Annotated in this window: 28 protein-coding genes; 26 read left to right on the forward strand and 2 right to left on the reverse strand. The window is 69.6% G+C overall.

Going from position 1 to position 25,932, the window contains the following annotated elements:
* Positions 1–183: 183 nt before the first annotated feature.
* Complete coding sequence (gene ffh, locus GFH49_RS21325; protein ID WP_155057696.1) at positions 184–1,734, forward strand: signal recognition particle protein; 1,551 nt, start codon at positions 184–186, stop codon at positions 1,732–1,734.
* A 108-nt stretch (positions 1,735–1,842) separates the two neighbouring features.
* Positions 1,843–3,780: an ATP-dependent zinc metalloprotease FtsH gene (ftsH, locus tag GFH49_RS21330; protein ID WP_155057697.1), complete on the forward strand. Its 1,938-nt coding sequence runs from the start codon at positions 1,843–1,845 to the stop codon at positions 3,778–3,780.
* Between the two features lie 30 nt (positions 3,781–3,810).
* On the opposite strand, the gene GFH49_RS21335 is transcribed toward ftsH, so the two are convergent.
* Positions 3,811–4,668: a type 1 periplasmic-binding domain-containing protein gene (locus GFH49_RS21335; protein ID WP_155057698.1), complete on the reverse strand. Its 858-nt coding sequence runs from the start codon at positions 4,666–4,668 to the stop codon at positions 3,811–3,813.
* Between the two features lie 199 nt (positions 4,669–4,867).
* Here GFH49_RS21335 and proS point away from each other — a divergent pair, with 199 nt between their 5' ends.
* The 18 genes from proS (at position 4,868) to GFH49_RS21425 (ending at position 19,636) form a co-directional block, all read left to right on the forward strand.
* On the forward strand, positions 4,868–6,283 hold the full coding sequence (gene proS, locus GFH49_RS21340; RefSeq protein ID WP_155057699.1) for a proline--tRNA ligase: 1,416 nt from the start codon (positions 4,868–4,870) through the stop codon (positions 6,281–6,283).
* Positions 6,284–6,543: 260 nt separating this feature from the next.
* On the forward strand, positions 6,544–7,140 hold the full coding sequence (locus tag GFH49_RS21345) for a hypothetical protein (protein WP_155057700.1): 597 nt from the start codon (positions 6,544–6,546) through the stop codon (positions 7,138–7,140).
* 381 nt (positions 7,141–7,521) lie between these two features.
* Positions 7,522–7,950 carry a 30S ribosomal protein S16 gene (rpsP, locus tag GFH49_RS21350; RefSeq protein ID WP_155057701.1) on the forward strand — a complete coding sequence of 143 codons (429 nt, stop codon included), beginning with the start codon at positions 7,522–7,524 and terminating at the stop codon, positions 7,948–7,950.
* 2 nt (positions 7,951–7,952) lie between these two features.
* A complete protein-coding gene (locus GFH49_RS21355) occupies positions 7,953–8,192 on the forward strand; it encodes an RNA-binding protein (protein ID WP_007384965.1) in 240 nt (79 codons plus the stop codon).
* A gap of 88 nt (positions 8,193–8,280) precedes the next feature.
* Positions 8,281–8,826: a ribosome maturation factor RimM gene (rimM, locus tag GFH49_RS21360; RefSeq protein WP_155057702.1), complete on the forward strand. Its 546-nt coding sequence runs from the start codon at positions 8,281–8,283 to the stop codon at positions 8,824–8,826.
* Entirely contained in the window at positions 8,823–9,656 is an 834-nt protein-coding gene (gene trmD / locus GFH49_RS21365) for a tRNA (guanosine(37)-N1)-methyltransferase TrmD (RefSeq protein ID WP_155057703.1), read from the forward strand. Before rimM ends, trmD begins: the two co-directional genes overlap by 4 nt.
* Before the next feature lie 135 nt (positions 9,657–9,791).
* Complete coding sequence (gene rplS, locus GFH49_RS21370) at positions 9,792–10,142, forward strand: 50S ribosomal protein L19 (RefSeq protein WP_155057704.1); 351 nt, start codon at positions 9,792–9,794, stop codon at positions 10,140–10,142.
* 45 nt (positions 10,143–10,187) lie between these two features.
* Positions 10,188–10,922 carry a signal peptidase I gene (lepB, locus tag GFH49_RS21375; protein WP_155057705.1) on the forward strand — a complete coding sequence of 245 codons (735 nt, stop codon included), beginning with the start codon at positions 10,188–10,190 and terminating at the stop codon, positions 10,920–10,922.
* Positions 10,915–12,006, forward strand: a complete 1,092-nt coding sequence (lepB, locus tag GFH49_RS21380; protein ID WP_155057706.1) for a signal peptidase I — start codon at positions 10,915–10,917, stop codon at positions 12,004–12,006. Before lepB (GFH49_RS21375) ends, lepB (GFH49_RS21380) begins: the two co-directional genes overlap by 8 nt.
* Complete coding sequence (gene lepB, locus GFH49_RS21385; RefSeq protein WP_155057707.1) at positions 11,897–12,892, forward strand: signal peptidase I; 996 nt, start codon at positions 11,897–11,899, stop codon at positions 12,890–12,892. The genes lepB (GFH49_RS21380) and lepB (GFH49_RS21385) overlap by 110 nt, the downstream gene beginning before the upstream one ends.
* Before the next feature lie 70 nt (positions 12,893–12,962).
* Positions 12,963–13,742: a signal peptidase I gene (lepB, locus tag GFH49_RS21390; protein WP_155057708.1), complete on the forward strand. Its 780-nt coding sequence runs from the start codon at positions 12,963–12,965 to the stop codon at positions 13,740–13,742.
* Positions 13,732–14,256: an NUDIX hydrolase gene (locus tag GFH49_RS21395; RefSeq protein ID WP_155057709.1), complete on the forward strand. Its 525-nt coding sequence runs from the start codon at positions 13,732–13,734 to the stop codon at positions 14,254–14,256. Before lepB (GFH49_RS21390) ends, GFH49_RS21395 begins: the two co-directional genes overlap by 11 nt.
* Positions 14,257–14,312: 56 nt before the next feature.
* The gene (locus GFH49_RS21400) at positions 14,313–14,621 is read left to right on the forward strand and encodes a DUF2469 domain-containing protein (protein WP_003993268.1); all 309 of its coding nucleotides are present in this window, start codon (positions 14,313–14,315) and stop codon (positions 14,619–14,621) included.
* 107 nt (positions 14,622–14,728) lie between these two features.
* The gene (locus GFH49_RS21405) at positions 14,729–15,100 is read left to right on the forward strand and encodes a YraN family protein (RefSeq protein ID WP_155057710.1); all 372 of its coding nucleotides are present in this window, start codon (positions 14,729–14,731) and stop codon (positions 15,098–15,100) included.
* A complete protein-coding gene (locus tag GFH49_RS21410; RefSeq protein ID WP_155057711.1) occupies positions 15,100–16,725 on the forward strand; it encodes a YifB family Mg chelatase-like AAA ATPase in 1,626 nt (541 codons plus the stop codon). The genes GFH49_RS21405 and GFH49_RS21410 overlap by 1 nt, the downstream gene beginning before the upstream one ends.
* Positions 16,722–17,882, forward strand: a complete 1,161-nt coding sequence (gene dprA, locus GFH49_RS21415; RefSeq protein ID WP_155057712.1) for a DNA-processing protein DprA — start codon at positions 16,722–16,724, stop codon at positions 17,880–17,882. The genes GFH49_RS21410 and dprA overlap by 4 nt, the downstream gene beginning before the upstream one ends.
* Before the next feature lie 270 nt (positions 17,883–18,152).
* Entirely contained in the window at positions 18,153–18,995 is an 843-nt protein-coding gene (gene whiG / locus GFH49_RS21420) for an RNA polymerase sigma factor WhiG (RefSeq protein WP_155057713.1), read from the forward strand.
* An 83-nt stretch (positions 18,996–19,078) separates the two neighbouring features.
* A complete protein-coding gene (locus tag GFH49_RS21425) occupies positions 19,079–19,636 on the forward strand; it encodes a TetR/AcrR family transcriptional regulator (RefSeq protein WP_155057791.1) in 558 nt (185 codons plus the stop codon).
* 70 nt (positions 19,637–19,706) lie between these two features.
* Here the strand turns inward: GFH49_RS21425 and GFH49_RS21430 are convergent, their stop codons facing one another.
* A complete protein-coding gene (locus GFH49_RS21430; protein WP_155057714.1) occupies positions 19,707–20,306 on the reverse strand; it encodes a murein hydrolase activator EnvC family protein in 600 nt (199 codons plus the stop codon).
* Positions 20,307–20,577: 271 nt separating this feature from the next.
* Here GFH49_RS21430 and rpsB point away from each other — a divergent pair, with 271 nt between their 5' ends.
* The 6 genes from rpsB (at position 20,578) to GFH49_RS21460 (ending at position 25,918) form a co-directional block, all read left to right on the forward strand.
* Positions 20,578–21,480, forward strand: a complete 903-nt coding sequence (gene rpsB / locus GFH49_RS21435) for a 30S ribosomal protein S2 (protein WP_155057715.1) — start codon at positions 20,578–20,580, stop codon at positions 21,478–21,480.
* A 182-nt stretch (positions 21,481–21,662) separates the two neighbouring features.
* Positions 21,663–22,499: a translation elongation factor Ts gene (gene tsf / locus GFH49_RS21440; protein ID WP_155057716.1), complete on the forward strand. Its 837-nt coding sequence runs from the start codon at positions 21,663–21,665 to the stop codon at positions 22,497–22,499.
* Positions 22,500–22,685: 186 nt separating this feature from the next.
* Positions 22,686–23,444: a UMP kinase gene (pyrH, locus tag GFH49_RS21445; protein ID WP_155057717.1), complete on the forward strand. Its 759-nt coding sequence runs from the start codon at positions 22,686–22,688 to the stop codon at positions 23,442–23,444.
* 132 nt (positions 23,445–23,576) lie between these two features.
* A complete protein-coding gene (frr, locus tag GFH49_RS21450; protein WP_155057718.1) occupies positions 23,577–24,134 on the forward strand; it encodes a ribosome recycling factor in 558 nt (185 codons plus the stop codon).
* Positions 24,134–25,282 (forward strand): phosphatidate cytidylyltransferase, encoded by a 1,149-nt coding sequence (locus tag GFH49_RS21455; RefSeq protein ID WP_155057719.1) that lies wholly within the window; start codon positions 24,134–24,136, stop codon positions 25,280–25,282. Before frr ends, GFH49_RS21455 begins: the two co-directional genes overlap by 1 nt.
* A gap of 186 nt (positions 25,283–25,468) precedes the next feature.
* A complete protein-coding gene (locus GFH49_RS21460) occupies positions 25,469–25,918 on the forward strand; it encodes an SRPBCC family protein (protein WP_155057720.1) in 450 nt (149 codons plus the stop codon).
* Positions 25,919–25,932 lie beyond the last annotated feature (14 nt).

Raw genomic sequence — 25,932 nt, forward strand, 5'->3', positions numbered from 1 at the left:
TGCAGACGCGGGGATGGTCCCCCGGCTCAGCACGTGCTGAAGTCGGGCAACGCCTGCTCCCCGCCACCGCGGGGGTTCTCGTCCCCGGCCGCCGAACACAGCGGCCGGGGACGAATTGCTTGCGGGGCCGGATACCCTGGAGGGCAGCCCAAAACGACTCCGACCCCGAGGACCGACGCCACCGTGTTCGATACCCTCTCCGACCGCCTCAGCGCGACTTTCAAAAACCTCCGCGGCAAAGGCAGGCTGTCCGAGGCGGACATCGACGCCACGGCGCGCGAGATCCGCATCGCGCTGCTGGAAGCAGACGTCGCCCTCCCTGTCGTCCGCACGTTCATCAAGAACGTGAAGGAGCGGGCGCTCGGCGTCGAGATCTCGAAGGCTCTCAACCCGGCGCAACAGTTCATCAAAATCGTCAACGAGGAACTGGTCACCATCCTCGGGGGCGAGACCCGTCGACTCCGCTTCGCCAAGCAGCCGCCCACCGTGATCATGCTGGCGGGTCTGCAGGGTGCCGGTAAGACCACCCTCGCGGGCAAGCTCGGCCGCTGGCTCAAGGGGCAGGGCCACTCCCCGCTGCTCGTCGCCGCCGACCTCCAGCGCCCGAACGCCGTGAACCAGCTCAGCGTGGTCGCCGAGCGCGCCGATGTCGCGGTCTTCGCGCCGGAGCCGGGCAACGGCGTGGGCGACCCGGTGAAGGTCGCCAAGGACTCCATCGACTTCGCGAAGTCCCGGGTCCACGACATCGTGATCGTGGACACCGCCGGCCGCCTCGGCATCGACCAGGAGATGATGCAGCAGGCCGCGGACATCAGGGACGCCATCGGCCCGGACGAGATCCTCTTCGTCGTCGACGCGATGATCGGCCAGGACGCGGTCAACACCGCAGAGGCCTTCCGTGACGGCGTCGGCTTCGACGGTGTGGTGCTCTCCAAGCTCGACGGTGACGCCCGCGGTGGCGCGGCCCTGTCGATCCGGCAGATCACCGGCAAGCCGATCATGTTCGCGTCGAACGGCGAGAAGCTCGACGACTTCGACGCCTTCCACCCTGACCGGATGGCCTCCCGCATCCTCGACATGGGTGACCTGCTCACCCTGATCGAGCAGGCGGAGAAGACGTTCAGCCAGGAAGAGGCCGAGAAGATGGCCTCGAAGCTGGCGTCCAAGAAGGGCCAGGACTTCACCCTGGACGACTTCCTGGCCCAGATGGAGCAGGTCAGGAAAATGGGCTCCATCTCGAAGCTCCTTGGCATGCTGCCCGGCATGGGCCAGATCAAGGACCAGATCAACAACCTCGACGAGCGTGACGTCGACCGCACGGCCGCGATCATCAAGTCGATGACGCCGGCCGAGCGCCAGGAGCCGACGATCATCAACGGATCGCGCCGCGCCCGTATCGCCAAGGGCTCCGGTGTCGAGGTCAGCGCGGTGAAGAACCTGGTGGAGCGGTTCTTCGAGGCCCGCAAGATGATGTCCCGCATGGCTCAGGGCGGCGGTATGCCCGGTATGCCGGGCGTCCCGGGCATGGGTGGCGGCCCCGGCCGGTCGAAGAAGCAGCCCAAGAAGGCCAAGGGCAAGCAGCGCTCCGGCAACCCGATGAAGCGCAAGCAGCAGGAGCAGGAGGCCGCCGCCCGCCGCGCCGCCGCCGCTCAGGGCGGCAACGCGTTCGGCGTGCCGCAGCAGGGCGCGCAGGAGTTCGAGCTGCCGGACGACTTCAAGAAGTTCATGGGCTGATTGTTTCGATACGGTCCTGTTGCCTCGATACGGCCCTGAGGGCGCCCTTCTTCACACGGGGCGCCCTCAGCGCGTGCTGTGCTTTGTCATCTGCCGTAACGTCCAGATATGAGCAATGCCGCGCCACCTCGCAAGGCCCCTGACCAGCCGTGGCGCACCGAAGGCACTCCGGAGGAACCGCCCAGGCAGCCGGGTGGCAGGCGGACGCGCGGGCGGTGGTGGGGGCTGCTGCTCACCGCGGTGCTCGTGTTCCTGCTGGCGTATGTGGGGCTGACGTACCTCGACAGGGGCAACGAGCCGACGATCTCGTACACGGAGTTCAGCAGGCAGGTTGATGCGGGCAACGTCGACAAGATCTACTCCAAGGGCGACTCCATCCAGGGGCAGCTCAAGAGCGCTCGGGACAACCCGGAAGGCGACGGCGACTACACCAGGTTCAAGACGCAGCGCCCCGCCTTCGCGGACGACGGCCTCTGGCAGAGTCTGCGCACCCACGACGTGACGGTGACAGCGGAGCCGGTCGTGCGGGAGCGCGGACTGCTGTCCAACGTACTGCTCTCCTTGATCCCGATCGTGCTTCTGGTGGCAGTGTGGATCTTCTTCGCCCGGCGGATCGGCTCGGGCCTGGGCGGCGCGGGCGGCATGCTGGGCCGCAAGGCACCACCCAAGCCGGTCGAGCTCCAGCCGGGCAGACAGCGCACCACCTTCGCCGACGTGGCCGGTATCGACGAGGTCAAGGGCGAACTGGACGATGTCGTCGGCTTCCTGGAACATCCCGACGCCTACCGCAGGATGGGCGCGAAGATGCCGAGGGGCGTGCTGCTCGCGGGGCCGCCGGGCACCGGCAAGACCCTGCTGGCCCGGGCGGTGGCGGGCGAGGCGGGCGTGCCGTTCTTCTCCGCCTCCGCGTCCGAGTTCATCGAGATGATCGTCGGCGTCGGGGCGTCCCGGGTCCGGGAGCTGTTCGCCGAGGCCCGCAAGGTGGCGCCGTCGATCATCTTCATCGACGAGATCGACACCATCGGACGCGTGCGGGGCGGCGGCGCGTCGGTGAGCGGTCACGACGAGCGCGAGCAGACGCTGAACCAGATCCTCACGGAGATGGACGGCTTCTCCGGATCGGAGGGCGTGATCGTCATCGCGGCGACGAACCGCGCCGACATCCTGGATCCGGCACTGACCCGGCCCGGACGGTTCGACCGGGTGGTCAGCGTCGCGACGCCGGACCGCGGAGGGCGCGAGGCGATCCTGCGGATCCACACGCGCGACATCCCGCTCGCCGAGGACGTGGACCTGGCCCGGCTGGCTCGCACGACCCCAGGCATGTCAGGTGCGGATCTGGCCAATCTCGCGAACGAGGGCGCGCTGCTCGCGGTGAAGCGGGGGCAGGACCACGTGACGTGGTCGGACCTGTCCGAGGCCCTGGAAAAGGTGCAGTTGGGCGCCGAGCGCACCCTGGTGATGCCGGAGGAGGACCGCCGTCGTACCGCGTACCACGAGAGCGGCCACGCCCTCCTGGGCATGCTGGAGCCCGGCGCCGACCCGGTACGCAAGATCACCATCGTGCCGCGTGGCCGGGCCCTCGGGGTGACGATGTCGACCCCCGAGGTGGAGCGCTACGCGCACTCGGAGGGGTACTTGCGCGGCCGTATCATCGGCGCGCTCGGGGGGATGGCCGCGGAGCAGGTGGTCTACGGCGTAGTGACCACGGGATCCGAGAGCGACCTCGAAACGGTCACCGCCATCGCGCGCGGCATGGTCGCGCGGTGGGGGATGAGCGAGCGGGTGGGACGGCTGTCCGCGCTCCCGAACGACGCCCAGCAGGCGTACGGCCTCGCCGCCGCGCCCCAGACGCTCGACGTGATCGACAGCGAGATGCGCCGGATCGTCGACGAGTGCTACGACGAGGCCTGCCGCAAACTCCGCGACCACCGCGGCCGGTTGGACGCCCTCGCCCAGGCCCTCCTGGAGCGGGAGACGCTGGAGGAGGCGGACGCGTACCGGATCGCGGGGATCACGCGGCTGGCGAAGGACGTGGACGTGTAGGGCGTACCGGTGAGCCGGCGCCCGCACCCCCTAGGGCGTGCGGGCGATCAGATACCGGAACACGTTCGGCATCCACACCGTCCCGTCCCGCCGCAGATACGGATGCAGGGCCTCCGTCAGCTCCTTCTCGACCTGCGCCTGATCCGTCGCGCTGATCGCCGCGTCGAAGAGCCTCGTGGACAGCAGCCCGCGCAGCGCGCTGTCCATGTCGGCGTAGCCGAAGGGGCACGCCACCCGGCCCGAACCGTCGGGCTTCAGACCCGCCCGCTGGGCGACCTCCTCCAGATCGTCGCGGAGTGCGGGGCGCCAACTCCCCGTGCTGCGCAGCGGATCCGCCAGCTTTGCGGCCACCCGCAGCACGGACGACGTGGTGCAGCGTTCCGGCGGACCCCAGCCGGCCAGCACCATGGGCGCCCGCCGCCCGGCGAGCGGTGTCGCTGCCTCGATCAGCTCGCCGAGCCCCTCCGAGTCGCCCGCGAGACACCCGATGGGCTCGAAGGCGGTCACCACGCTGTACGCGGGCGTCCTGGCGTCGGCCGTGTCCCGCGGTGAGCCGTCGACGAGCCGGATGCCCGCACGCGCGCGCGTGTCCCACGCCCCGGGCAGCAGCCGCTCCCGCGCGAGGGCGAGCCGCTCTGCGGAGGAGGGTTCGACACCGGTGACGGCGGCGCCTCTGGAGGCCGCCATCAACAGGGCCAGCCCGGATCCGCAGCCGAGGCCGAGGAGCCGGGTGCCGGCGCCCACTTCCAGTCGCTCGTAGACGGCCTCGAAGAGCGGAACCAGCATCCGCTCCTGGATCTCGGACCAGTCACGCGCGCGTGCACACAGATCCACGCGTGGCCTGGGGCCCGCGGGAGACAGGTGCTGCCGCACGAGCGTAGGTGTCATCTAAAGCGCCCCAATCCGACGAGAGTTGCCGCTGTACCCGATTCCGTAGCCCCCGTGACGTGCGCTCGCTGTCCCCCCGTATGCCAGGAAACTCCGCGTCCGTCGCCTCGTCCAGAGGGTTGTGCCGCCGGGCTTGTGGGTTCGCTGTGCGAGTGGCCAGATTTCACATTCCGGCAACGTGGGCCCGTACCATCTCGCCATGGCAAAGGCACCCGTACTCACCCCGCGGGCGGACGACTTCCCGCGCTGGTACCAGGATCTGATCAGCAAGGCCGAACTGGCCGACAACGGTCCGGTGCGCGGCACCATGGTGATCCGACCGTACGGGTACGGGCTGTGGGAGCGGATCCAGGCCGGGATGGACGCCCGCATCAAGGAGACGGGCGCCCAGAACGCGTACTTCCCGCTGCTGATCCCGCAGTCGTACTTCGCCAAGGAAGCCGAGCACGTCGAGGGCTTCGCGCCCGAACTCGCCGTCGTCACCCATGGCGGCGGCAAGGACCTCGAAGAGCCGGCCGTGGTCCGTCCCACCTCCGAGATGATCATCAACGACTACTTTTCGAAGTGGGTGCAGAGCTACCGCGATCTGCCGCTGCTGATCAACCAGTGGGCGAACGTGGTCCGTTGGGAGCTGCGGCCCCGTCTCTTCCTCCGGACGACCGAATTCCTGTGGCAGGAAGGCCACACCGCGCACGCCACCTACGAGGACGCCCGCGACTTCGCCGCGCATATCCACAGCGAGGTCTACGAGGACTTCATGGTGAACGTCCTCGCCATGGACTCCGTCCCCGGCCGCAAGACCCCCAAGGAGCGCTTCGCGGGCGCCCTCAACACCCTCACCCTCGAAGCGATGATGGGCGACGGCAAGGCCCTCCAGCTGGCCACCAGTCATGAGCTGGGCCAGAACTTCGCCAAGGCCTTCAACACCCGGTACCTGTCCAGGGACGGCAGGGAAGAACTGGTCTGGCAGACGTCCTGGGGGTCCACCACCCGCATGATCGGCGCCCTGGTGATGACTCACGGAGATGACAACGGGCTGCGGGTCCCGCCGCGGCTCGCCTCGGTGCAGGCCGTCGTCCTTGCGATCAAGGGCGACGAGGCGGTTCTGGCCAAGGTTCGCGAGATCGGCGATCAGCTGAAGGCCGCGGGCATCCGCGTCCACGTCGACGACCGCACGGACACCCCCTTCGGGCGCCGGGCCGTCGACTGGGAGCTGAAGGGCGTGCCGGTACGCATCGAGGTCGGGCCCCGCGACCTGGAGAACGGCACCGCGATGCTGGCCCGCCGGATTCCCGGAGGCAAGGAGCCGGTGGCGATCGACTCGCTCGTACGACTGCTCCCCACGGTCCTCGAAGAGGATCAGGCGCTGCTGCTGGCCCAGTCCCGCGAGCGCCGCGAGTCGCGTACGTCCGACGTGTCGAGCATCGCGGAGGCCGTCGACGCGACGATCGCCGGTGGCTGGGCGCGCATCCCCTGGGCGGTCCTCGGCGAAGAAGGCGAGGTCAAGCTGGGTGAGCATGCGGTGACCGTGCGATGTCTGGTCGCCGAGGACGGGTCGGTGCCGGACGCCGACGACGCACCCGGTAACGTCGCGATCGTCGCGCGCGCTTACTGAGACAGCGTCCTTCCCGTGGGAGAGCGACCGAAACGCCTCTTGCGCATCGCGCGAACACACGTGCCCGGCGCGCGGACAGGCTCTACGCGCCGGGTCCTACGTCAGACTACGTACCGGCTTGGCATGAGCTGTGAGGCTTCTCCGCAGATCAGCGCACCCGCCCTCGTCCGGACGCATCAGCGGCAACTGACGGGTACGTGCAAATTATTTGGGATGCCCCGGAATAGGAACACAGCGGCACTCTGGCTCGTTGTCATTACGTGAGCACGACACAGACACCACCTGTTCTCGCCGCAGAGCTGGCGCAGGCGTGGGCCGACATTCAGCGGTACCACCCCGAGCTGCCGGATCTTGCCGCGCCCGAGTCACTGATCGGGGAGTCGTCGTCCGCCTGCGGGCACGAGCTCTCCTTCGAGCGACTGCTCCATGAGGCAGTCCACGGCATCGCCGCCGCTCGCGGAGTCCGCGACACCTCGCGCGCCGGCCGCTACCACAACCGCAGATTCCTCGCGATCGCCGAGGAGCTGGGCCTGGACCACCCGGAGGAACCGCACCCCAGCAGCGGCTTCTCCCTGGTCACGCTCAACCCCGAGGCGAAGCGCCGCTACCGCCCGACGATCGAGCGGCTCCAGCGCGCCCTCAAGGCCCACACCGTGGCGACGTCCGCCGACACGTCCCGCACCTTCCGCGGCCCGGCGGCCCGCCACGGCTCCTCGGGCGGCGGCGTCCGCGTCAAAGCCGTCTGCGACTGCGGTCGCAACGTCCGCGTCGTCCCGTCGGTCCTGGCCCAGGCCCCGATCGTCTGCGGCGGCTGCGGCAAGCCGTTCCGGATCCCGGAGGTTATGGGCGCGGCGTAACCACGGCACCTCCAGCACCGGCATCTCGTGGCTGCCGGTCGGACACGTGGCGATGGGGTGCCGCCCCAGCTCGCGCAGCCTGCGGGCAGTCGTGCCGCTGGGGCGGCACGGGTGGGCGCAGGCTGCACCCCGTAAGCGCCGGGCTGCGCGACCCACCCCGAAGGCACCCAAGACGCCGGGTGCCCCTGAAGCATGCCCAGCTTCACGCACCGTCGGCTCAAAGCGACCCGCAGGGTATGGCACAATGGCTAGCTGTACTCGACAGCCGCACAGGACCCCTCTCTCCTCCGGCTGACGCGTCCATCGGGCACTCGGGTACCGCAACCCCACGCGGCCATCTCGCCGTGCCCAACCACGTCAAATCCAGGAGAACCCACTCCCGTGGCAGTCAAGATCAAGCTGAAGCGTCTGGGCAAGATCCGTTCGCCTCACTACCGCATCGTCATCGCCGACTCCCGCACCCGCCGTGACGGCCGTGCGATCGAGGAGATCGGTCTGTACCACCCGGTGCAGAACCCCTCGCGCATCGAGGTCAACGCCGACCGCGTGGCGTACTGGCTCTCCGTCGGCGCCCAGCCGACCGAGCCCGTCCTCGCCATCCTGAAGAAGACCGGCGACTGGCAGAAGTTCAAGGGCGAGCCCGCCCCGGCGCCGCTGCTGCAGCCGGCCGAGAAGGCGGCGCGTCCGTCCTTCGAGGCTCTCGGCGGCGACGACGAGGGCAAGGGTGAGGCGATCACCCAGAAGAAGAAGGCTGAGAAGAAGGACGAGGCCGCCGCTGAGTCTTCTTCGTCTGCGTCGACCGAGGCCTGAGCATGCTCGAGGAGGCTCTCGAGCACCTCGTGAAGGGCATCGTCGACAACCCTGACGATGTGCAGGTCGCCTCGCGCACCCTGCGCCGCGGACGCGTGCTGGAGGTCCGGGTCCACCCCGACGACCTCGGCAAGGTCATCGGCCGCAACGGCCGTACCGCACGCGCTCTGCGCACCGTCGTGGGCGCCATCGGCGGCCGCGGTGTCCGCGTCGACCTCGTCGACGTGGACCACGTCCGCTGACGCTGAACACAGCACCGGCTCGGGCCGGGGAGGGCCACTGGGCCGTCCCCGGCCCGCAGTCGTACGTACGACAGGAGATCTTCGAAAAGTGCAGCTCGTAGTCGCCCGGATCGGCCGCGCCCACGGCATCAAGGGCGAGGTCACCGTCGAGGTACGCACCGACGAGCCGGAACTCAGGCTCGCCCCCGGCGCCGTACTGGCCACCGACCCCCCGTCCGCGGGCCCGCTCACCGTCGAGACCGGCCGGGTGCACAGCGGCCGCCTCCTGCTGCGCTTCGAGGGCGTACACGACCGGACCGGCGCCGAGGCCCTGCGCAACATCCTCCTGATCGCCGAGATCGACCCGGAGGAACTGCCCGAGGGCGAGGACGAGTACTACGACCACCAGCTGATGGACCTGGACGTCGTCACCGAGGACGGCACGGAGGTCGGCCGGATCACGGAGATCTCGCACCTGCCTTCGCAGGACCTGTTCATCGTGGAGCGCCCGGACGGCAGCGAGGTGCTGATCCCCTTCGTGGCGGAGATCGTCACCGAGATCGACCTGGAGGAGCAGCGGGCGGTCATCGACCCGCCGCCGGGCCTGATCGACGACCAGGCGGAGATCGTGTCGTCGAGGGACCCCGAAGCATGAGACTCGACGTCGTCACGATCTTCCCCGAGTACCTGGAGCCCCTGAACGTCTCCCTCGTCGGCAAGGCACGCGCGCGTGGACAGCTGAACGTGCACGTGCATGATCTTCGGGCCTGGACGTACGACCGTCACCACACCGTCGACGACACCTCGTACGGCGGCGGCCCGGGCATGGTGATGAAGACCGAGCCCTGGGGCGACGCCCTGGACTCCGTCCTCGCCGACGGCTACGAGACCGGCTCCCACGCCCCCGCACTCCTCGTCCCCACGCCCAGCGGACGCCCCTTCACCCAGGAACTCGCCGTCGAGCTCTCCGAGCGCCCCTGGCTGATCTTCACGCCCGCCCGCTACGAGGGCATCGACCGCCGTGTCATCGACGAGTACGCGACCCGGATGCGCGTCTACGAGGTGTCCATCGGCGACTACGTCCTCGCCGGCGGAGAGGCGGCCGTACTCGTCATCACGGAAGCTGTGGCCCGCCTGCTGCCCGGTGTGCTGGGCAACGCCGAGTCGCACCGGGACGACTCCTTCGCGCCCGGCGCCATGGCCAACCTGCTGGAGGGGCCCGTCTACACCAAGCCGCCCGAGTGGCGCGGCCGGGAGATCCCGGAGGTGCTGCTCAGCGGCCACCACGGCAAGATCGCCCGCTGGCGCCGGGACGAGGCGCTGAAACGTACGACGGCCCACCGGCCCGACCTCATCGAGCGCTGCGACCCCGAGGTCTTCGACAAGAAGGACCGCGAGATGCTCTCCATCCTGGGCTGGATGCCCGCCCCGGAGGGTGAGCCGTACGGCCGATTTTGGCGCAGGCCAGAGGGCGTGGAAGAATAGGCCGCTGCTGTGCGCCGTCCGGCGTGCGCCCCTGCCACAGGGGGACACGACGCCCGCCCCGACGAGCACGGCTCTCATCCCGCAACACCTAGTTTCCGTTGATGACCTGTGGCATCAGCGAGGAAAGCAGACGAAATGTCTCACCTGCTCGACATCGTCGACTCCGCGTCGCTGCGCAGTGACGTCCCGGCCTTCCGCCCGGGCGACACGGTCAACGTCCACGTCCGCGTCATCGAGGGCAACCGCTCCCGTGTGCAGCAGTTCAAGGGCGTGGTCATCCGTCGCCAGGGCGCCGGTGTCCGCGAGACCTTCACGGTCCGCAAGGTCTCCTTCTCCGTCGGCGTCGAGCGCACCTTCCCGGTGCACACCCCGATCGTCGAGAAGATCGAGCTCGTCACCAAGGGCGACGTGCGCCGGGCCAAGCTGTACTACCTGCGCGACCTGCGCGGCAAGGCAGCGAAGATCAAGGAGAAGCGCGAGAACTGAGCGCTTCCCGGAGGTCTCAGCGGGGCCGGATAGCATCTGGCCCCGATGGACACCGAAGCACAGCCGACGGAGCGCGACCGCTCCTCCCGCCCTTTCGCATCCGAGGAGATCTCGGCCACAGGGGGGCAGGAGGGACGGTCGCGTTTCGCGTTGGCGTCGCGGATCACCGACTGGCTCCCCGGCGGGCGGATCAGCCTGACCCTGCTTGTCTGCCTGCTGTTTCTCCTGCTGCTCAACGCGTTTGTGGTGCAGCCGTTCGAGATCCCCAGCGGATCCATGGAGCGCGGGTTGAGGATCGGGGACCGTGTTCTCGTAAATAAGTTGGCGTACCGTTTCGGTGCTCAGCCGCGGCGTGGCGATGTCATCGTGTTCGACGGAACCGGGTACTTCGGGGACGCGGATTACATCAAGCGCGTCGTCGGTGTGGGGAAAGACCACGTGGTCTGCTGTGACAAGGAGGGGAGGATCGTGGTGAACGGCCGGTCGGTCGACGAGTCGTCGTTCCTGTACCCCGGCGACAGCCCGTCCACGGTGCCCTTCGACGTCGTCGTGCCGCCAGGCACCCTGTTCGTCCTCGGCGACCACCGCAGCAAGTCCAGCGACTCCCGCGACCACCTCGGTTCACCGGGCGGCGGCATGGTCCCCGTCGGCGACGTAGTGGGCCGTGCCGACTGGATCGTCTGGCCCGCCGGACACGCCACGCGCCTGCACCGCCCCGACGCCTACGCGCGCGTGCCCGCCGCCCAGGAGGCGTCGACACGGGCGGGCGCCGATGGGTAACCGCGGCAGGCCGCGCGGGGTCTCCGCGCACGCGGCCGACAATCTGCTGCCCACCGGTGTCCGGCGGGCCGCCTCCCCGGCCGGTGGCCGTACCCGGGCCGAGCGGCGCAAGCTCCAGCGCAAGGTCAAGCGGCGCCGCAGGCATTCCGCCGTCAAGGAGATACCCCTTCTCGTCGGCGTCGCCGTCCTCATAGCCCTCGTCCTGAAGACCTTCCTCGTGCAGGCCTTCGTGATCCCGTCCGGCTCCATGGAACAGACGATCCAGATCGGCGACCGCGTCCTGGTCGACAAGCTCACCCCGTGGTTCGGCTCCAAGCCGCAGCGCGGGGACGTCGTCGTCTTCAAGGACCCCGGCGGCTGGCTCCAGGACGAGCAGACCACCACCAAGCAGGAAGACCCCATCATCGTCAAGCAGGTCAAGGAAGCGCTCACCTTCATCGGCCTGCTGCCGTCCGACGACGAGAAGGACCTCATCAAGCGGGTCGTCGGAGTCGGCGGCGACCGCGTCAAGTGCTGTGACACGCAGGGACGGGTGACCGTCAACGGCGTTCCGCTGGAGGAGGGTGACTACCTCTACCCCGGCAACGCCCCCTCCCAGACCCAGTTCGACATCACCGTCCCGGAGGGACGGCTGTGGGTGATGGGCGACCACCGCAGCAACTCCGCGGACTCCCGCTCCCACCAGGACCAGGAGTACGGCGGCACGGTCTCCGAGGACGAGGTCGTGGGCCGGGCCATGGTCATCGCCTGGCCTTTCAGCCACTGGAACGGCCTGGACGAACCGAAAACCTACGCATCCGTGACCGACTCGGCGTCCGGGACGACCGCGGCTCCCCGGCTGTCGCATAGGGTTGCACCCGACGATCCGAACAGAATGATCCAGCTCCCGACCCCTGCGGAACTCCCGCTCGTTATGGGAGTGGTGGGCCTGCGCCGCGCATGGGGCAGGCGGCGGCACAGAGTAAGGAGTTGGCGTGGGGGATGTGGCGGTTGGCGCACGGTCCGGGCACGACGGCGAGGACCGCGGGCGCCCCGTGGACGCGGCTGTCCCGGCGGCGGACAACGCCGTGACCTCCGGAAGTGACTCCGGGGCGGCCGGCGACGGCACAACGGCGGACCAGCAGAACCCGACCGGTCCCCAGGGGCCGGGCGACTCGACCCCTCAGGCGAAGAAGCCACGCTCCTTCTGGAAGGAGCTGCCCATCCTGATCGGTATCGCGCTGGTTCTCGCGCTGCTGATCAAGACGTTCCTGGTGCAGGCTTTCTCGATCCCCTCCGACTCGATGCAGGACACCCTCCAGCAGGGTGACCGCGTCCTGGTCGACAAGCTCACCCCGTGGTTCGGCGCCGAGCCCGAGCGCGGCGAGGTCGTCGTCTTCCACGACCCCGACAACTGGCTGGCGGGCGAGCCGACAACCGACCCGAACGCGCTGCAGACCTTCCTCAGCTGGATCGGCCTGATGCCGTCCGCGGAGGAGAAGGACCTGATCAAGCGCGTGATCGGCGTCGGCGGCGACACCATCGAGTGCAAGGGCACGGGCCCGCTGACGGTCAACGGCAAGGCGCTGAACGAGACGTCGTACGTCTACCCGGGCAACACCCCGTGCAGCGTCGACGACCAGGGCGGTCAGTTCAAGGTGAAGGTCCCCGAGGGCTTCATCTGGGTCATGGGCGACCACCGGCAGAACTCCCGCGACTCCCGCTACAACCAGTCCGACGCGAACAACGGCATGGTCCCGGTGGACAAGGTCGTCGGCCGCGCCATCGTCAAGGCCTGGCCGATCAACCGCTGGGGCACGCTCCCGGTCCCGGACACCTTCGGCCAGTCCGGCCTGGGCGACCAGCTGGCGACCGCGGTCACCTCGCCGGGTGCCCTGGGGCTCGCCGGTGCGGTGCCGCTGGTGCTGGTGCGGCGGCGGAAGGTTTCCGAGTACCGCAAGACGTCCGAGTCCCAGAAGGTCTCCGAGTAACGCCCCGGCCGGTTTATGAACCAAACCTTGGGCTGACCTGGTGCCGTACCCCCGGGTAGGGTGCGGACTCATGGGTGGCGAGAGCACGACACGTACGGCCCCGCGCAGCGGTGGGGTGGACAGGAGCCCGGCGGGCGGCCGGCTCGGACAGCGGTTGTCCGGAGTAGCCGTGGCGCTGGGCCTTGTGCTGTTCCTCGGTGGGTTCGCCTGGGGAGCGGTCGTCTACCGGCCGTACACCGTGCCCACCAGTTCGATGGCGCCGACGATCGGCATGGGCGACCGGGTGCTCGCGGAGCGGGTCGACGGCGCAGACGTACGCCGTGGTGACGTCGTCGTCTTCACCGACCGGACCTGGGTGAGCGACTCGCCCGTGGTCAAGCGCGTCGTCGCCGTCGGCGGGGACACCGTCGCCTGCTGCACCGACGGCAAGCTGACCGTCAACGGCAAGCAGATCGACGAACCGTATCTGCCCGAGGGCAGCGCGGCCGAGGCCACGGACTTCCCGGCCGTGACGGTCCCCGAGGGACGGCTCTTCCTGCTCGGCGACGAACGCCAGGGCTCCCTGGACTCCACCGCCCACCTGACGGACGCCGCGAGTGGCACCGTGGCGCGCAGTGCCGTCAGCGCCCGGGTCGACGCGGTCGTCTGGCCCATGGACGGCATGCTGCAGCGCCCCTCCGGTTTCGAGACGCTGGGCGCCCTGTCCGCTCCCGGCCCACTGCGTACGATGGTCGCGCTGGTGCTCGCCGGTGGCGTCCTCGTCCTCGTCGGCGGCGCGTACGGCCCGATCGCCAAGCGGCTCGGCTCCCGCAACCGTCCGAGCAGCCCGGGACCCGCCGGTGGCCGCTGAGGCGGCCGACGTCGGCGCGGACTCGTACGAAGGCGGACTGCGCAAGGTGGCCCGGGTCGTCCTCCTCGACCCGCAGGACCGCATCCTGCTGCTGCACGGTCACGAGCCGGACGATCCGGCCGACGACTGGTGGTTCACGCCCGGGGGCGGTCTGGAAGGCGACGAGACCCGTGAGCAGGCCGCTCTCAGGGAACTCGCGGAGGAGACCGGGATCACCGAGGTCGAGCTCGGTCCGGTGCTGTGGCGGCGGAAGTGCTCCTTCCCGTTCGCCGGCCGCCGCTGGGACCAGGACGAGTGGTACTACCTGGCTCGTACGGCGCAGACCGCGACCCGGGCCGCGGGCCTCACCGAGCTGGAGCGGCGCAGTGTCGCAGGAGCACGTTGGTGGACGTGTGAGGAACTGACCCGGGCGCATGAGACGGTGTATCCGACCAGACTCGCCGGGCTGCTGCGCAGGCTGCTCGACGAAGGTCCCCCGGCCAGGCCCGAGATCCTCGACACGGAAATCGCCTAGGGGCTCACGGGACTGGCGCACAATGGTGGGATCGCACGGCTGAAGGGGAACATGCCATGAGCGCCGAGGACCTCGAAAAGTACGAGACCGAGATGGAGCTGAAGCTCTACCGGGAGTACCGCGATGTCGTCGGTCTGTTCAAATACGTGATCGAGACCGAGCGGCGCTTCTACCTGACCAACGACTACGAGATGCAGGTGCACTCGGTCCAGGGTGAGGTGTTCTTCGAGGTATCCATGGCGGATGCCTGGGTCTGGGACATGTACCGGCCGGCTCGGTTCGTGAAGCAGGTCCGGGTGCTTACGTTCAAGGACGTGAACATTGAGGAGCTGAACAAGAGCGACCTGGAGCTGCCGAGTGGGTGAGCGTCCCCCGCAGGGGTGACGGAGTTGTCCACAACCGTCGAGTAGCACACCAAGATCCACTTCGTGGGGTCGGATGCGTGACCGTTGGCGCCGGAGGTGGTGCCGACATGAACACACATCTGGCACGCAGCGCACTCGGGAAGTACGGCGAGGAACTGGCCGCGCGGCGGCTGGCCGAGGCCGGGATGACGGTCCTGGAGCGCAACTGGCGCTGCGGACGGTCCGGGGAGATCGACATCGTGGCCCGGGACGGGGACGTCCTGGTCGTCTGCGAGGTCAAGACCCGCAGGGCGGGTCTTTTCGAGCATCCGATGGCCGCAGTGACCCCGGAGAAGGCGGAGCGTCTGCGCGGCCTCGCCGAGCGCTGGATCCACGCCCACGGAGGAGCTCCACCGGGCGGCGTCCGCATCGACCTCGTCGGTGTCGTCCTGCCCCGCCGCGGTGCCGCCGTCGTCGAGCACGCACGGGGGGTGGCCTGATGGCATTCGCTCGTACGTGCTCGGTGGCCCTGGTCGGCGTCGAGGGCGTCGTCGTCGAGGTCCAGGCCGACCTCGAACCGGGTGTCGCCGCGTTCACGCTGGTGGGTCTGCCGGACAAGAGCCTGACGGAGAGCCGGGACCGGGTTCGGGCCGCGGTGGTGAATTCCGGGGCCGAGTGGCCCGCCAAGAAGCTGACGGTGGGGCTCAGCCCGGCGTCGGTGCCCAAGGCGGGCAGCGGCTTCGATCTGGCCGTCGCATGTGCCGTTCTCGGCGCCGCCGAACGGATCGACCCGCGCGTGCCCGCCGATATCGTCATGATCGGGGAGCTGGGGCTGGACGGAAGGGTGCGGCCGGTCCGGGGCATCCTGCCCGCCGTGCTGGCCGCGGCCGACGCGGGCTATGAGCAGGTGGTCGTGCCCGAGTGCGCCGCCGCCGAGGCCTCCTTGGTGCCCGGCGTGTCCGTACTGGGCGTACGCAGCCTGCGCCAGCTGATCGCTGTGCTCGCCGACGAACCCGTGCCGGAGGAGGAACACGACGACCAAGGCCGCCCCGACCCGCTCCTGGCCGGCCTACGCGTACCCGGAACCGGTGCGGCCACGGGCATGCACGGCATGGGCACCGCGCAGTCCGACCACGGCCATGACCTCGCCGATGTCGTCGGCCAGATCTCGGCGCGCACCGCGGTGGAGGTCGCCGCGGCGGGCGGCCATCACCTGTTCCTTGAGGGGCCGCCCGGCGCCGGGAAGACCATGCTCGCCGAGCGGCTGCCGGCCATCCTGCCCCGGCTCAGCCGACAGGAGTCGCTGGAGGTCACGGCGGTGCACTCGGTGGCGGGTCTGCTGCCGCCGGGCAAACCACTGATCGACATCGCCCCCTATTGCGCCCCGCACCACTCGGCGACGATGCAGGCGCTCGTCGGTGGCGGCGCCGCCACCGCCCGGCCCGGTGCGGTGTCGCTGTCCCACCGGGGCGTGCTGTTCCTGGACGAGACGCCGGAGTTCAGCAGTCATGCCCTGGACGCCCTGCGGCAGCCGCTGGAAGCGGGGCAGGTCGTGATCGCGCGCAGCGCCGGCGTCGTGCGCTTCCCGGCGAAGTTCCAGATGGTGCTCGCCGCCAACCCCTGTCCGTGCGGGCGCTTCTCCGTGAAGGACGACTTCTGCGACTGCCCGCCGTCGTCGGTCCGCCGCTACCAGGCCAGACTGTCCGGCCCGCTGCTGGACCGGGTCGATCTCCGCGTGGAGGTGGACCGTGTCACCAGGGCGCAGCTGACCGAGCGCGGCGCCCGGGGCGAGTCCACCGCGACGGTCGCCGACCGGGTGCGCAACGCCAGGGCGCGGGCGGCGACCCGCCTGGCCGGTACTCCATGGCGTACCAACAGTGAAGTCCCCGGACGTGAGCTGCGCAGCCGGTGGTATGCCGTTCGCGGCGCCATGGACGAAGCGGAACGGAACCTCGAACGCGGCGTGCTCACCGCTCGCGGACTCGACCGTGTGCTGCGCGTCGCCTGGACCGTCGCCGACCTCGTCGGCCATGACCGGCCCGACGCGACCGACGTCGCCCTGGCCCTGCAACTGCGCACAGGGGTGCCCCGCGGTGTGCCCATGGCCATCGGGGCCATGACGTGAACCGGGACGACGACCCGGCGGCCGACCTCCTCGCCCGTCTCTTTCTCACCCGTGTCATCGAGCCCGGCGACGAGGTCGGTGGGCGGTGGGTGCGGGCGTTCGGCGTCGAGGAGGTGGCCCGACGGCTGAGAGGCGGTGGGGAGCGGCTGCCCGGCGTGAGTGAGACGCGGTGGGCCGGGCTGCGGGCCAGGGCCGCGGTGGCTGAGCCCCGGCGCGATCTCGCCGTCGCGCGGGACGCCGGGGTGCGGTTCGTGGCTCCGGGGGATGCCGAGTGGCCCGGGCAGCTGGATGATCTGGGAGACGCCCGGCCGCTGGGGCTGTGGGTGCGTGGGCGGCCGAGCCTGCGGATATGGGCGCTGAGGTCGGTCGCCGTGGTGGGCGCGCGGGCCTGCACGGAGTACGGCGCGCACATGGCCGTCACGCTCGCCGCCGGGCTGGCCGAGCGCGGGTGGGTCGTCGTGTCCGGCGGGGCCTACGGAGTGGACGGCGCCGCACACCGCGGTGCCCTCGGCGCCGGTGGGGCCACCGTCGCCGTCCTCGCCTGCGGCGTCGACCGGCCGTACCCGCGGGGGCACACCGAGTTGATCACCAGGATCGCCGAACAGGGGCTGGTGACCGGCGAGTTGCCGCCAGGTGATCATCCGACGCCGAGCAGATTCGTCCTGCGGAACAGGGTGATCGCCGCGCTCACCCGGGGCACCGTGGTCGTCGAGGCCGCCCATCGGAGCGGCTCGCTGGTCACGGCACGGGCGGCGGGGCGGTTGGGGCGGTTCACGATGGGCGTACCCGGGCCGGCCACCAGCGGGCTCTCCGCAGGGGTGCACGAACTGCTGCGCGGAGATGCCGTGCTGGTCACCGACGCCGCGGAGGTCGTGGAGCTGGTCGGCGACATGGGCGAGCTGGCCCCGGACCGGCGAGGCCCCGTGCTGCCGCGGGACCTGCTGGAGCCGGGCGCTCGCCGGGTGCTGGCCGCACTGCCCGCCCGCCGTGCCGCGGCTGCCGGCGAGATCGCGCGCGGCGCGCAGACGACGGAGGACGACACCATCGCGAGACTGTACGAACTCCGAGCACTTGGTTACGTCGAACGACACGGCGACGGCTGGAAGTTGACACGCCAGGCAATGATCTCCATCCGCGATGGTTCGCGCCGGTGTTGACCGAGCGTGTTCGGCCGTCCGGGGGAAACCCGACACCCTTGGGATTTCCCACAGTTGGCGCCCGCCGGTGATCACGCAGAGCGATCACCGTGACCCGGCGGTGCGTTCAGCGGAACGTATCTGCGCACGCCTTCCGCCTCACCGTTCGCGCACTGCGACACGTCAGTCACGCTACGCTCACGAGGATCCGGGCGCAGACCGGCAACTCCACATCAGACCGACAGCTCACCCAGGCACCCCGCTTCACGGCAGAACGGCACAAGGCAACGAATGCCCCAGCACACCTCCGGGTCCGACCGGGCGGCGATCCCCCCAGCCGCCCGTGACGGTGGCAGCGTGCGGCCGCCCGCTCCCTCGACGCTCGACGAGTTGTGGCGGTCGTACAAGGCGACAGGGGACGAGCGGCTGCGCGAGCAGCTGATCCTGCACTACTCGCCGCTCGTGAAGTACGTCGCCGGCCGGGTGAGCGTGGGGCTCCCGCCCAATGTCGAGCAGGCGGACTTCGTCTCGTCCGGGGTGTTCGGGCTGATCGACGCGATCGAGAAGTTCGACATCGAGCGGGAGATCAAGTTCGAGACGTATGCGATCACCCGGATCCGGGGCGCGATGATCGACGAACTGCGGGCGCTGGACTGGATTCCGCGGTCGGTGCGGCAGAAGGCGCGCAATGTGGAGCGGGCGTACGCGACGCTGGAGGCGCGGCTGAGGCGGACGCCGTCGGAGGGGGAGGTGGCCGCCGAGATGGGGATCGCGGTGGACGATCTCCACGCGGTCTTCAGCCAGTTGTCGCTGGCCAACGTGGTGGCGCTGGAGGAGCTGCTGCATGTGGGGGGCGAGGGGGGCGACCGGCTGAGCCTCATGGACACGCTGGAGGACACCGCCGCGGACAATCCCGTGGAGGTGGCCGAGGACCGGGAGCTGAGGCGGTTCCTGGCGCGGGCGATCAACACCTTGCCCGAGCGGGAGAAGACGGTGGTCACGCTCTACTACTACGAGGGCCTCACGCTTGCCGAGATCGGGAACGTGCTGGGGGTGACCGAGAGCCGGGTCAGTCAGATCCACACCAAGTCCGTGCTCCAGCTGCGGGCGAAGCTGGCGAGTTTCGGCCGCTGAGCGGGGGAGCGGGCGGGAGTGGCTCCCCTCCCGGGCGGTGCGTCCGTACAGTGTTTGACGTGCCAAGGATTCGAGCGGCCTCTGTGGCCGAGCACCGGTCGATGCAGCGAGCCGCCCTGCTGGACGCGGCTCGGTCTTTGCTGTCCGAGGGCGGGACGGATGCGCTGACCTTTCCGGCCCTCGCCGAGCGGACGGGGCTTGCCCGGTCGTCCGTGTACGAATACTTCCGGTCACGGGCCGCCGTGGTGGAGGAGCTGTGCGAGGTCGACTTCCCCGTCTGGGCGGCGGAGGTGTCGGCGGCCATGGAGCGGGCCGGTACGCCTGAGGACAAGATCGAGGCGTATGTGCGGCGGCAACTGGCGCTGGTCGGGGACCGGCGGCATCGGGCCGTGGTCGCGATCTCGGCGAGTGAGCTGGACGCCGGGGCCCGGGAGAAGATCCGGGCCGCGCATGGGGGACTGGTCGCGATGATCGTCGAGGCGTTGGGGGAGATGGGGCACGCGGAGCCTCGGCTTGCCGCGATGTTGCTGCAGGGGGTGGTGGACGCGGCGGTGCGGCGGATTGAGCTGGGGGCCGCGGAGGACCCTTCGGCGATTACGGATGCGGCTGTGGCTATGGCGTTGCGGGGTGTGCGGGGCTGAGGCGTGGTTGCTTTCGGGGTGGGGTGCGCGGCCCGGTGCTGATCCGGGGTGCCCGCGGCTTGCGCTGGAACTAGGGCAGTGGCACGTCCAGGACCGGTAGCAGTCTCGATGGGCCCCTGTGCAGAAGCCGCGGGGGCAGGAGCGACAGCGGGTCCAGGTATGTTCTGGCCCTGAGCAGGCCCCAGTGCAGGCACGGTGTCGTGCAGTGTGAGCCGGCCGGTTCCACCGTGCCCAGTGCCTCGCCCGCCTCCACCTCGTCACCCTTCTTCACCGAAGGGCTCACCGGTTCGTAGGTCGTTCGCAGGGGTGGGGCGCCCGTTCCTGCCAGTTCCACCGAGACGACCCCCTTCCCTGCCACCCGGCCCGCGAAGGACACCCGGCCCGGCGCCACCGCCCGTACGGGTGTTCCGGGGGCGGCCGTCAGGTCCACGCCCCGGTGGCCCCGGCCGTACGCCGTCGCCGGAGGCTCCCAGCCCCGTACCACCGAGGGGCGTACGCCCACGGGCCAGACACGGGCGACGGCCGCAGCGGTGCGGTCGGGTTCCGGGGGAGCCGCGCGTACGTGTGCCGGGGTGCCGGCCCAGGCGACTCGCGCCAGGACCGCGAGGGGGAGGGCCAGGAGCAGCCCCGCCCACGTGACCGCCCATCGTTTCGCTTGCTCATGTGACATGGGAGAACGGTCCCGCGCTGCGGCCGATCATGGCCGGGACCTGTGGATTACCCCCGGGTTGTGGACAGCGGCGTCACCCGGTACCTCGTGGGTCCCGTACACTTCTTCTGGCGATCCGGGTCACCGGGTCGACTTCGCACGCCCCGACACGGCGACCGGAGACGGTCCCGGTCAGCGCTCCTCGGTCCTTGCGGCACGGCGCATGTGGGCGTCAGGCGCGGGTGCTGATCCGGCACCCGCGGCACAACCGAGAAACTCAAGGAGAACGGCCATGGCCGTCGTCACGATGCGGGAGCTGCTGGAGAGCGGCGTCCACTTCGGTCACCAGACCCGTCGCTGGAACCCGAAGATGAAGCGCTTCATCTTCACCGAGCGCAACGGCATCTACATCATCGACCTGCTCCAGTCGCTGTCGTACATCGACCGCGCCTACGAGTTCGTCAAGGAGACCGTCGCCCACGGCGGCACGGTCATGTTCGTCGGCACGAAGAAGCAGGCGCAGGAGGCCATCGCCGAGCAGGCCACCCGCGTCGGCATGCCCTACGTCAACCAGCGCTGGCTGGGCGGCATGCTCACCAACTTCTCGACCGTGTACAAGCGTCTGCAGCGCCTGAAGGAGCTTGAGCAGATCGACTTCGAGGACGTCGCGTCCTCCGGTCTGACCAAGAAGGAGCTGCTGGTCCTCTCGCGCGAGAAGGCCAAGCTGGAGAAGACCCTCGGCGGTATCCGCGAGATGCAGAAGGTGCCCAGCGCCGTCTGGATCGTGGACACCAAGAAGGAGCACATCGCGGTCGGCGAGGCCCGGAAGCTCAACATTCCGGTCGTCGCCATCCTCGACACCAACTGTGACCCCGACGAGGTCGACTACAAGATCCCGGGCAACGACGACGCGATCCGCTCCGTCACCCTGCTCACCCGTGTGATCGCCGACGCCGTCGCCGAGGGCCTCATCGCCCGTTCCGGCGTGGCGACGGAGGGCAAGGGCGAGAAGGCCGCGGGCGAGCCGCTCGCCGAGTGGGAGCGCGACCTGCTTGAGGGTGAGAAGAAGGCCGAGGAGGCTGCCGCTCCGGCCGCGGAGGCCCCCGCAGCCGAGGCGCCCGCTGCCGAGGCTCCGGCCGCCGAGGCTGAGGCGCCCGCCGCGGAGGCTCCGGCCGCCGAGGGCGAGCAGGCCTGACCCGTCAGCGTCCGTCGTGACGGCGGGAGCGGTACCGCATCCAACAGCGCCTCCGGCGCGGTGAAGTCCGCTCCCGCCGTTCACCCGTAGGTCAGCGGCGGGTCGGAGAACTACATCTACATGTAGGTCGCAGACCGCGCAGATCTTCGATCTTCCAGACTTCGAGAAAGATTCACAGACTCATGGCGAACTACACCGCCGCCGACGTCAAGAAGCTCCGTGAGCTCACCGGCGCCGGCATGATGGACTGCAAGAAGGCGCTGGACGAGGCCGAGGGCAACGTCGAGAAGGCCGTCGAGGCGCTCCGTATCAAGGGCCAGAAGGGCGTCGCCAAGCGCGAGGGCCGCTCCGCCGAGAACGGCGCCGTCGTCTCCGTCCTCGCCGACGACAACAGCTCCGGTGTCCTCGTCGAGCTGAAGTGCGAGACGGACTTCGTCGCCAAGGGTGACAAGTTCCAGGCCGCCGCGGGCGCCATCGCCGAGCACATCGCCAAGACCTCCCCGGCCGACCTGGAGGCGCTGCTCGCCTCCGAGATCGAGCCCGGCAAGACGGTTCAGGCGTTCGTCGACGAGGCCAACGCCAATCTGGGCGAGAAGATCGTCCTGGACCGCTTCGCGCAGTTCGCCGACGGCTTCGTGACGGCGTACATGCACCGCACGATGCCCGACCTGCCGCCGCAGATCGGTGTCCTCGTCGAGTTCGACAAGCCGAATGCCGACGTGGCCAAGGGCATCGCCCAGCACATCGCCGCCTTCGCGCCGAAGTACCTCTCCAAGGAGGACGTCCCGGCCGAGGTCGTCGAGTCCGAGCGCCGCGTCGCCGAGGAGACCACCCGCGCCGAGGGCAAGCCCGAGGCCGCCCTGCCGAAGATCGTCGAGGGGCGCCTGAACGGCTTCTTCAAGGACGCCACGCTGCTGGGTCAGCCGTACGCGCTCGACAACAAGAAGTCCGTCCAGAAGGTCCTGGACGAGGCCGGTGTCACCCTGAAGCGCTTCACGCGCATCAAGGTCGGCATCTGAGTCCGTACCGCGATCGACGCGCGACCCCGATAGGGTCGACAGCAGTCGTCCGCGTACGACGTCGCGCACGCGTGCGTGGCGGACGACAGCAGATCTGACGAGGAGGCCATTGCCGCACATGGGAGCACACACCCCATCGGCAATGGCCTTCTTCGTATGTGCGACACGTTAAGAGGCGAAATCTCCATGACCACCAAGCCCCTGAAGAGCGACGACGGCAAAGTACGCGGCCGGTTTCTGCTGAAGCTGTCCGGAGAGGCCTTCTCCGGCGGCGGGGGCCTGGGCGTCGACCCCGACGTGGTGCACAAGATCGCGCGTGAGATCGCGGCCGTCGTCCGTGACGGCGCGCAGATCGCCGTCGTCCTCGGCGGCGGCAACTTCTTCCGCGGCGCCGAACTGCAGCAGCGCGGCATGGACCGGGCCCGCTCCGACTACATGGGCATGCTCGGCACGGTGATGAACTGCCTCGCCCTCCAGGACTTCCTGGAGAAGGAGGGCATCGACAGCCGGGTGCAGACCGCCATCACCATGGGGCAGGTCGCCGAGCCGTACATCCCGCTGCGGGCCGTACGGCATCTGGAGAAGGGCCGCGTGGTCATCTTCGGCGCCGGTATGGGCATGCCGTACTTCTCCACCGACACCACCGCCGCCCAGCGCGCCCTGGAGATCGATGCCGAGGCGCTGCTGATGGGTAAGAACGGCGTGGACGGGGTCTACGACTCCGACCCGAAGACCAACCCGGACGCCGTGCGCTTCGACTCACTCGGCTACGGCGAGGTCATCACCCGCGACCTGAAGGTCGCCGACATGACCGCCATCACCCTGTGCCGCGACAACAAGCTGCCGATCCTCGTCTTCGAGCTTCTGACAGAGGGCAATATCGCGCGCGCCGTCAAGGGTGAGAAGATCGGCACGCTTGTGGGTGACCAAGGCAGCCAGGGCTGATGACCCTGACCGGGGGATGGACAATGTTCTGCCGGTCGGGAACCGTGCAGAAAGAAGACGCGACGCAGCCGGCCGCCGCCCCCCCCGCAAGGAACCGCAGCCGGGCCTACTCAAGACACGCAGGAGCAAGTGGTGATCGAAGAGACCCTCCTCGAGGCCGAGGAGAAGATGGAGAAGGCCGTCGTGGTCGCCAAGGAGGACTTCGCCGCGATCCGCACCGGCCGTGCGCACCCGGCGATGTTCAACAAGATCGTGGCCGACTACTACGGAGCGCCGACGCCGATCAACCAGCTGGCTTCGTTCTCCGTGCCGGAGCCGCGTATGGCGGTGGTGACCCCGTTCGACAAGAGCGCGCTGCGCAACATCGAGCAGGCGATCCGCGACTCCGATCTGGGCGTCAACCCGAGCAACGACGGCAACATCATCCGGGTGGTGTTCCCGGAGCTCACCGAGGAGCGCCGTCGCGACTACATCAAGGTCGCCAAGGGCAAGGCCGAGGACGCGCGGGTGTCCATCCGCTCCGTCCGCCGCAAGGCCAAGGACGCCGTCGACAAGGCGATCAAGGACGGCGACGTCGGCGAGGACGAGGGCCGCCGTGCGGAGAAGGAACTCGACGACACCACCCACAAATACGTCGCCCAGGTGGATGAGCTTCTCAAGCACAAGGAAGCGGAGCTGCTCGAGGTCTGATGAACGACTCTTCCTGGGGGGCACCACCACAAGGCGGGTACTGGGTGCCGTCCGACCGCGGACCTGCCGAGGGGGCTGCCCCGGCGGGTCCCGCGTACGATGCGCACCACGCGCATCAGACTCGCCCCATGCCCATCGTGCCCGACGTACCCGCCTATGGCGGGGACCAGGATGAGGACCGGGGGGCCGCTCGGCTGGGCGGCTCCTTGTTCCGCGACGACACGCCGCAGACGTCGCCCTATGGGACCCCCGACGGGACGTCCTACGGAACGGCGCAGCAGAATCCGGAGCCCATGCCCGACGCCCCGCAGCCGGCGCCCGCACCGCAGAAGAAGAGCGCGGGCCGGGACCTGGGTGCGGCCATAGGGGTCGGGGTCGGGCTCGGAGCGGTGATCATCGCGTCGCTGTTCGTCGTCAAGGCCGTGTTCGTCGGTGTGATAGCGGTCGCCGTCGTGGTGGGCCTCTGGGAGCTGACGTCCCGGCTGCAGGAGCGCAAGGGCATCAAGGCGCCGCTCGTGCCGCTCGCGGTCGGCGGTGCGGCGATGGTCGTCACCGGGTACGTCCGCGGTGCCGAGGGCGCCTGGGTGGCGATGGCGCTCACCGCGCTGGCGGTGCTGGTGTGGCGGATGACGGAACCGCCCGAGGGCTATCTCAGGGACGTCACGGCCGGCGTCTTCGCAGCCTTCTACATCCCGTTCCTCGCCACGTTCGTCGCGCTGATACTCACCGCGGACGACGGTGCGCGGCGGGTCCTCACGTTCCTGCTGCTGGCCGTCGTCAGTGACACGGGCGCGTACGCCGTCGGCTGGCGCTTCGGCAGCCACAAGCTCGCCCCGCGCATCAGCCCCGGCAAGACCCGCGAGGGACTGCTCGGCGCGGTCGCGTTCGCGATGGTGGCGGGCGCGCTGTGCATGGAGTACTTGATCGACGGCGGCACCTGGTGGCAGGGCCTGCTGCTGGGCCTCGCGGTCGCCTGCAGCGCCACGCTGGGCGATCTGGGCGAGTCCATGATCAAGCGGGACCTGGGCATCAAGGACATGGGCACGCTGCTTCCCGGACACGGGGGCATCATGGACCGGCTGGACTCTCTGCTGCCGACCGCTCCGGTCGTGTGGCTGCTGATGGTGCTGTTCGTCGGGTCCGGCTGACGGCACGGGAGTTTCGCGGAGCCCTCGCCCAGGAATCCGGACGCCAACAGCGTCAGGAACCGGGGCGGGGGCTCCCTCTCGTTCTTGTCCTGGCGTGCCGGTCCGCTCGGTGGGACGATTCGGTAGTAAGCCCTCAAAGAGGGTCACTCCGGAACCCTCGAAGGGGCCGCCCTGGAAGGGGGCACCATGTCAGGCTTCCGAGAAACGATCATCGTCGACCGCAGTCCCGAAGACGTCTACGCATACCTCAGCGACGCCTCCCACCTGCCGGAATGGCAGGAGAGCGCGGTCGCCGCGGAGCAGCTCGGTGAGGGCCCGCTGGGTGTCGGTTCCCATCTGAGGGTCACCCGGCACGTGGGCCGCCGCGACATTCCGATGACCATGGAGGTCACTGAGTACGAGCCGCCGCGCGTCTGGGGCCTGCACGGCATCGACGGGCCCGTCAGGGGCCATGTCCACGGTGAGATCGACCCGCTCGACGAGGGCCGCCGCTCCCGCGTGACCCTGGAAGTCGACTTCGAGGGGCACGGCATCGGGAAGCTTCTCGTGCCCCTCGTGATCCGCCCGCAGGTCCGCAAGGAACTCCCGCGCAACGAGCAGCACCTCAAGGATCGCCTGGAAAACCCCGCCCCATAGCCCGTCCGGGGGCG

The sequence above is a fragment of the Streptomyces blattellae genome (assembly GCF_009709555.1).
GTDB classification, from domain to species: Bacteria; Actinomycetota; Actinomycetes; order Streptomycetales; family Streptomycetaceae; genus Streptomyces; species Streptomyces blattellae.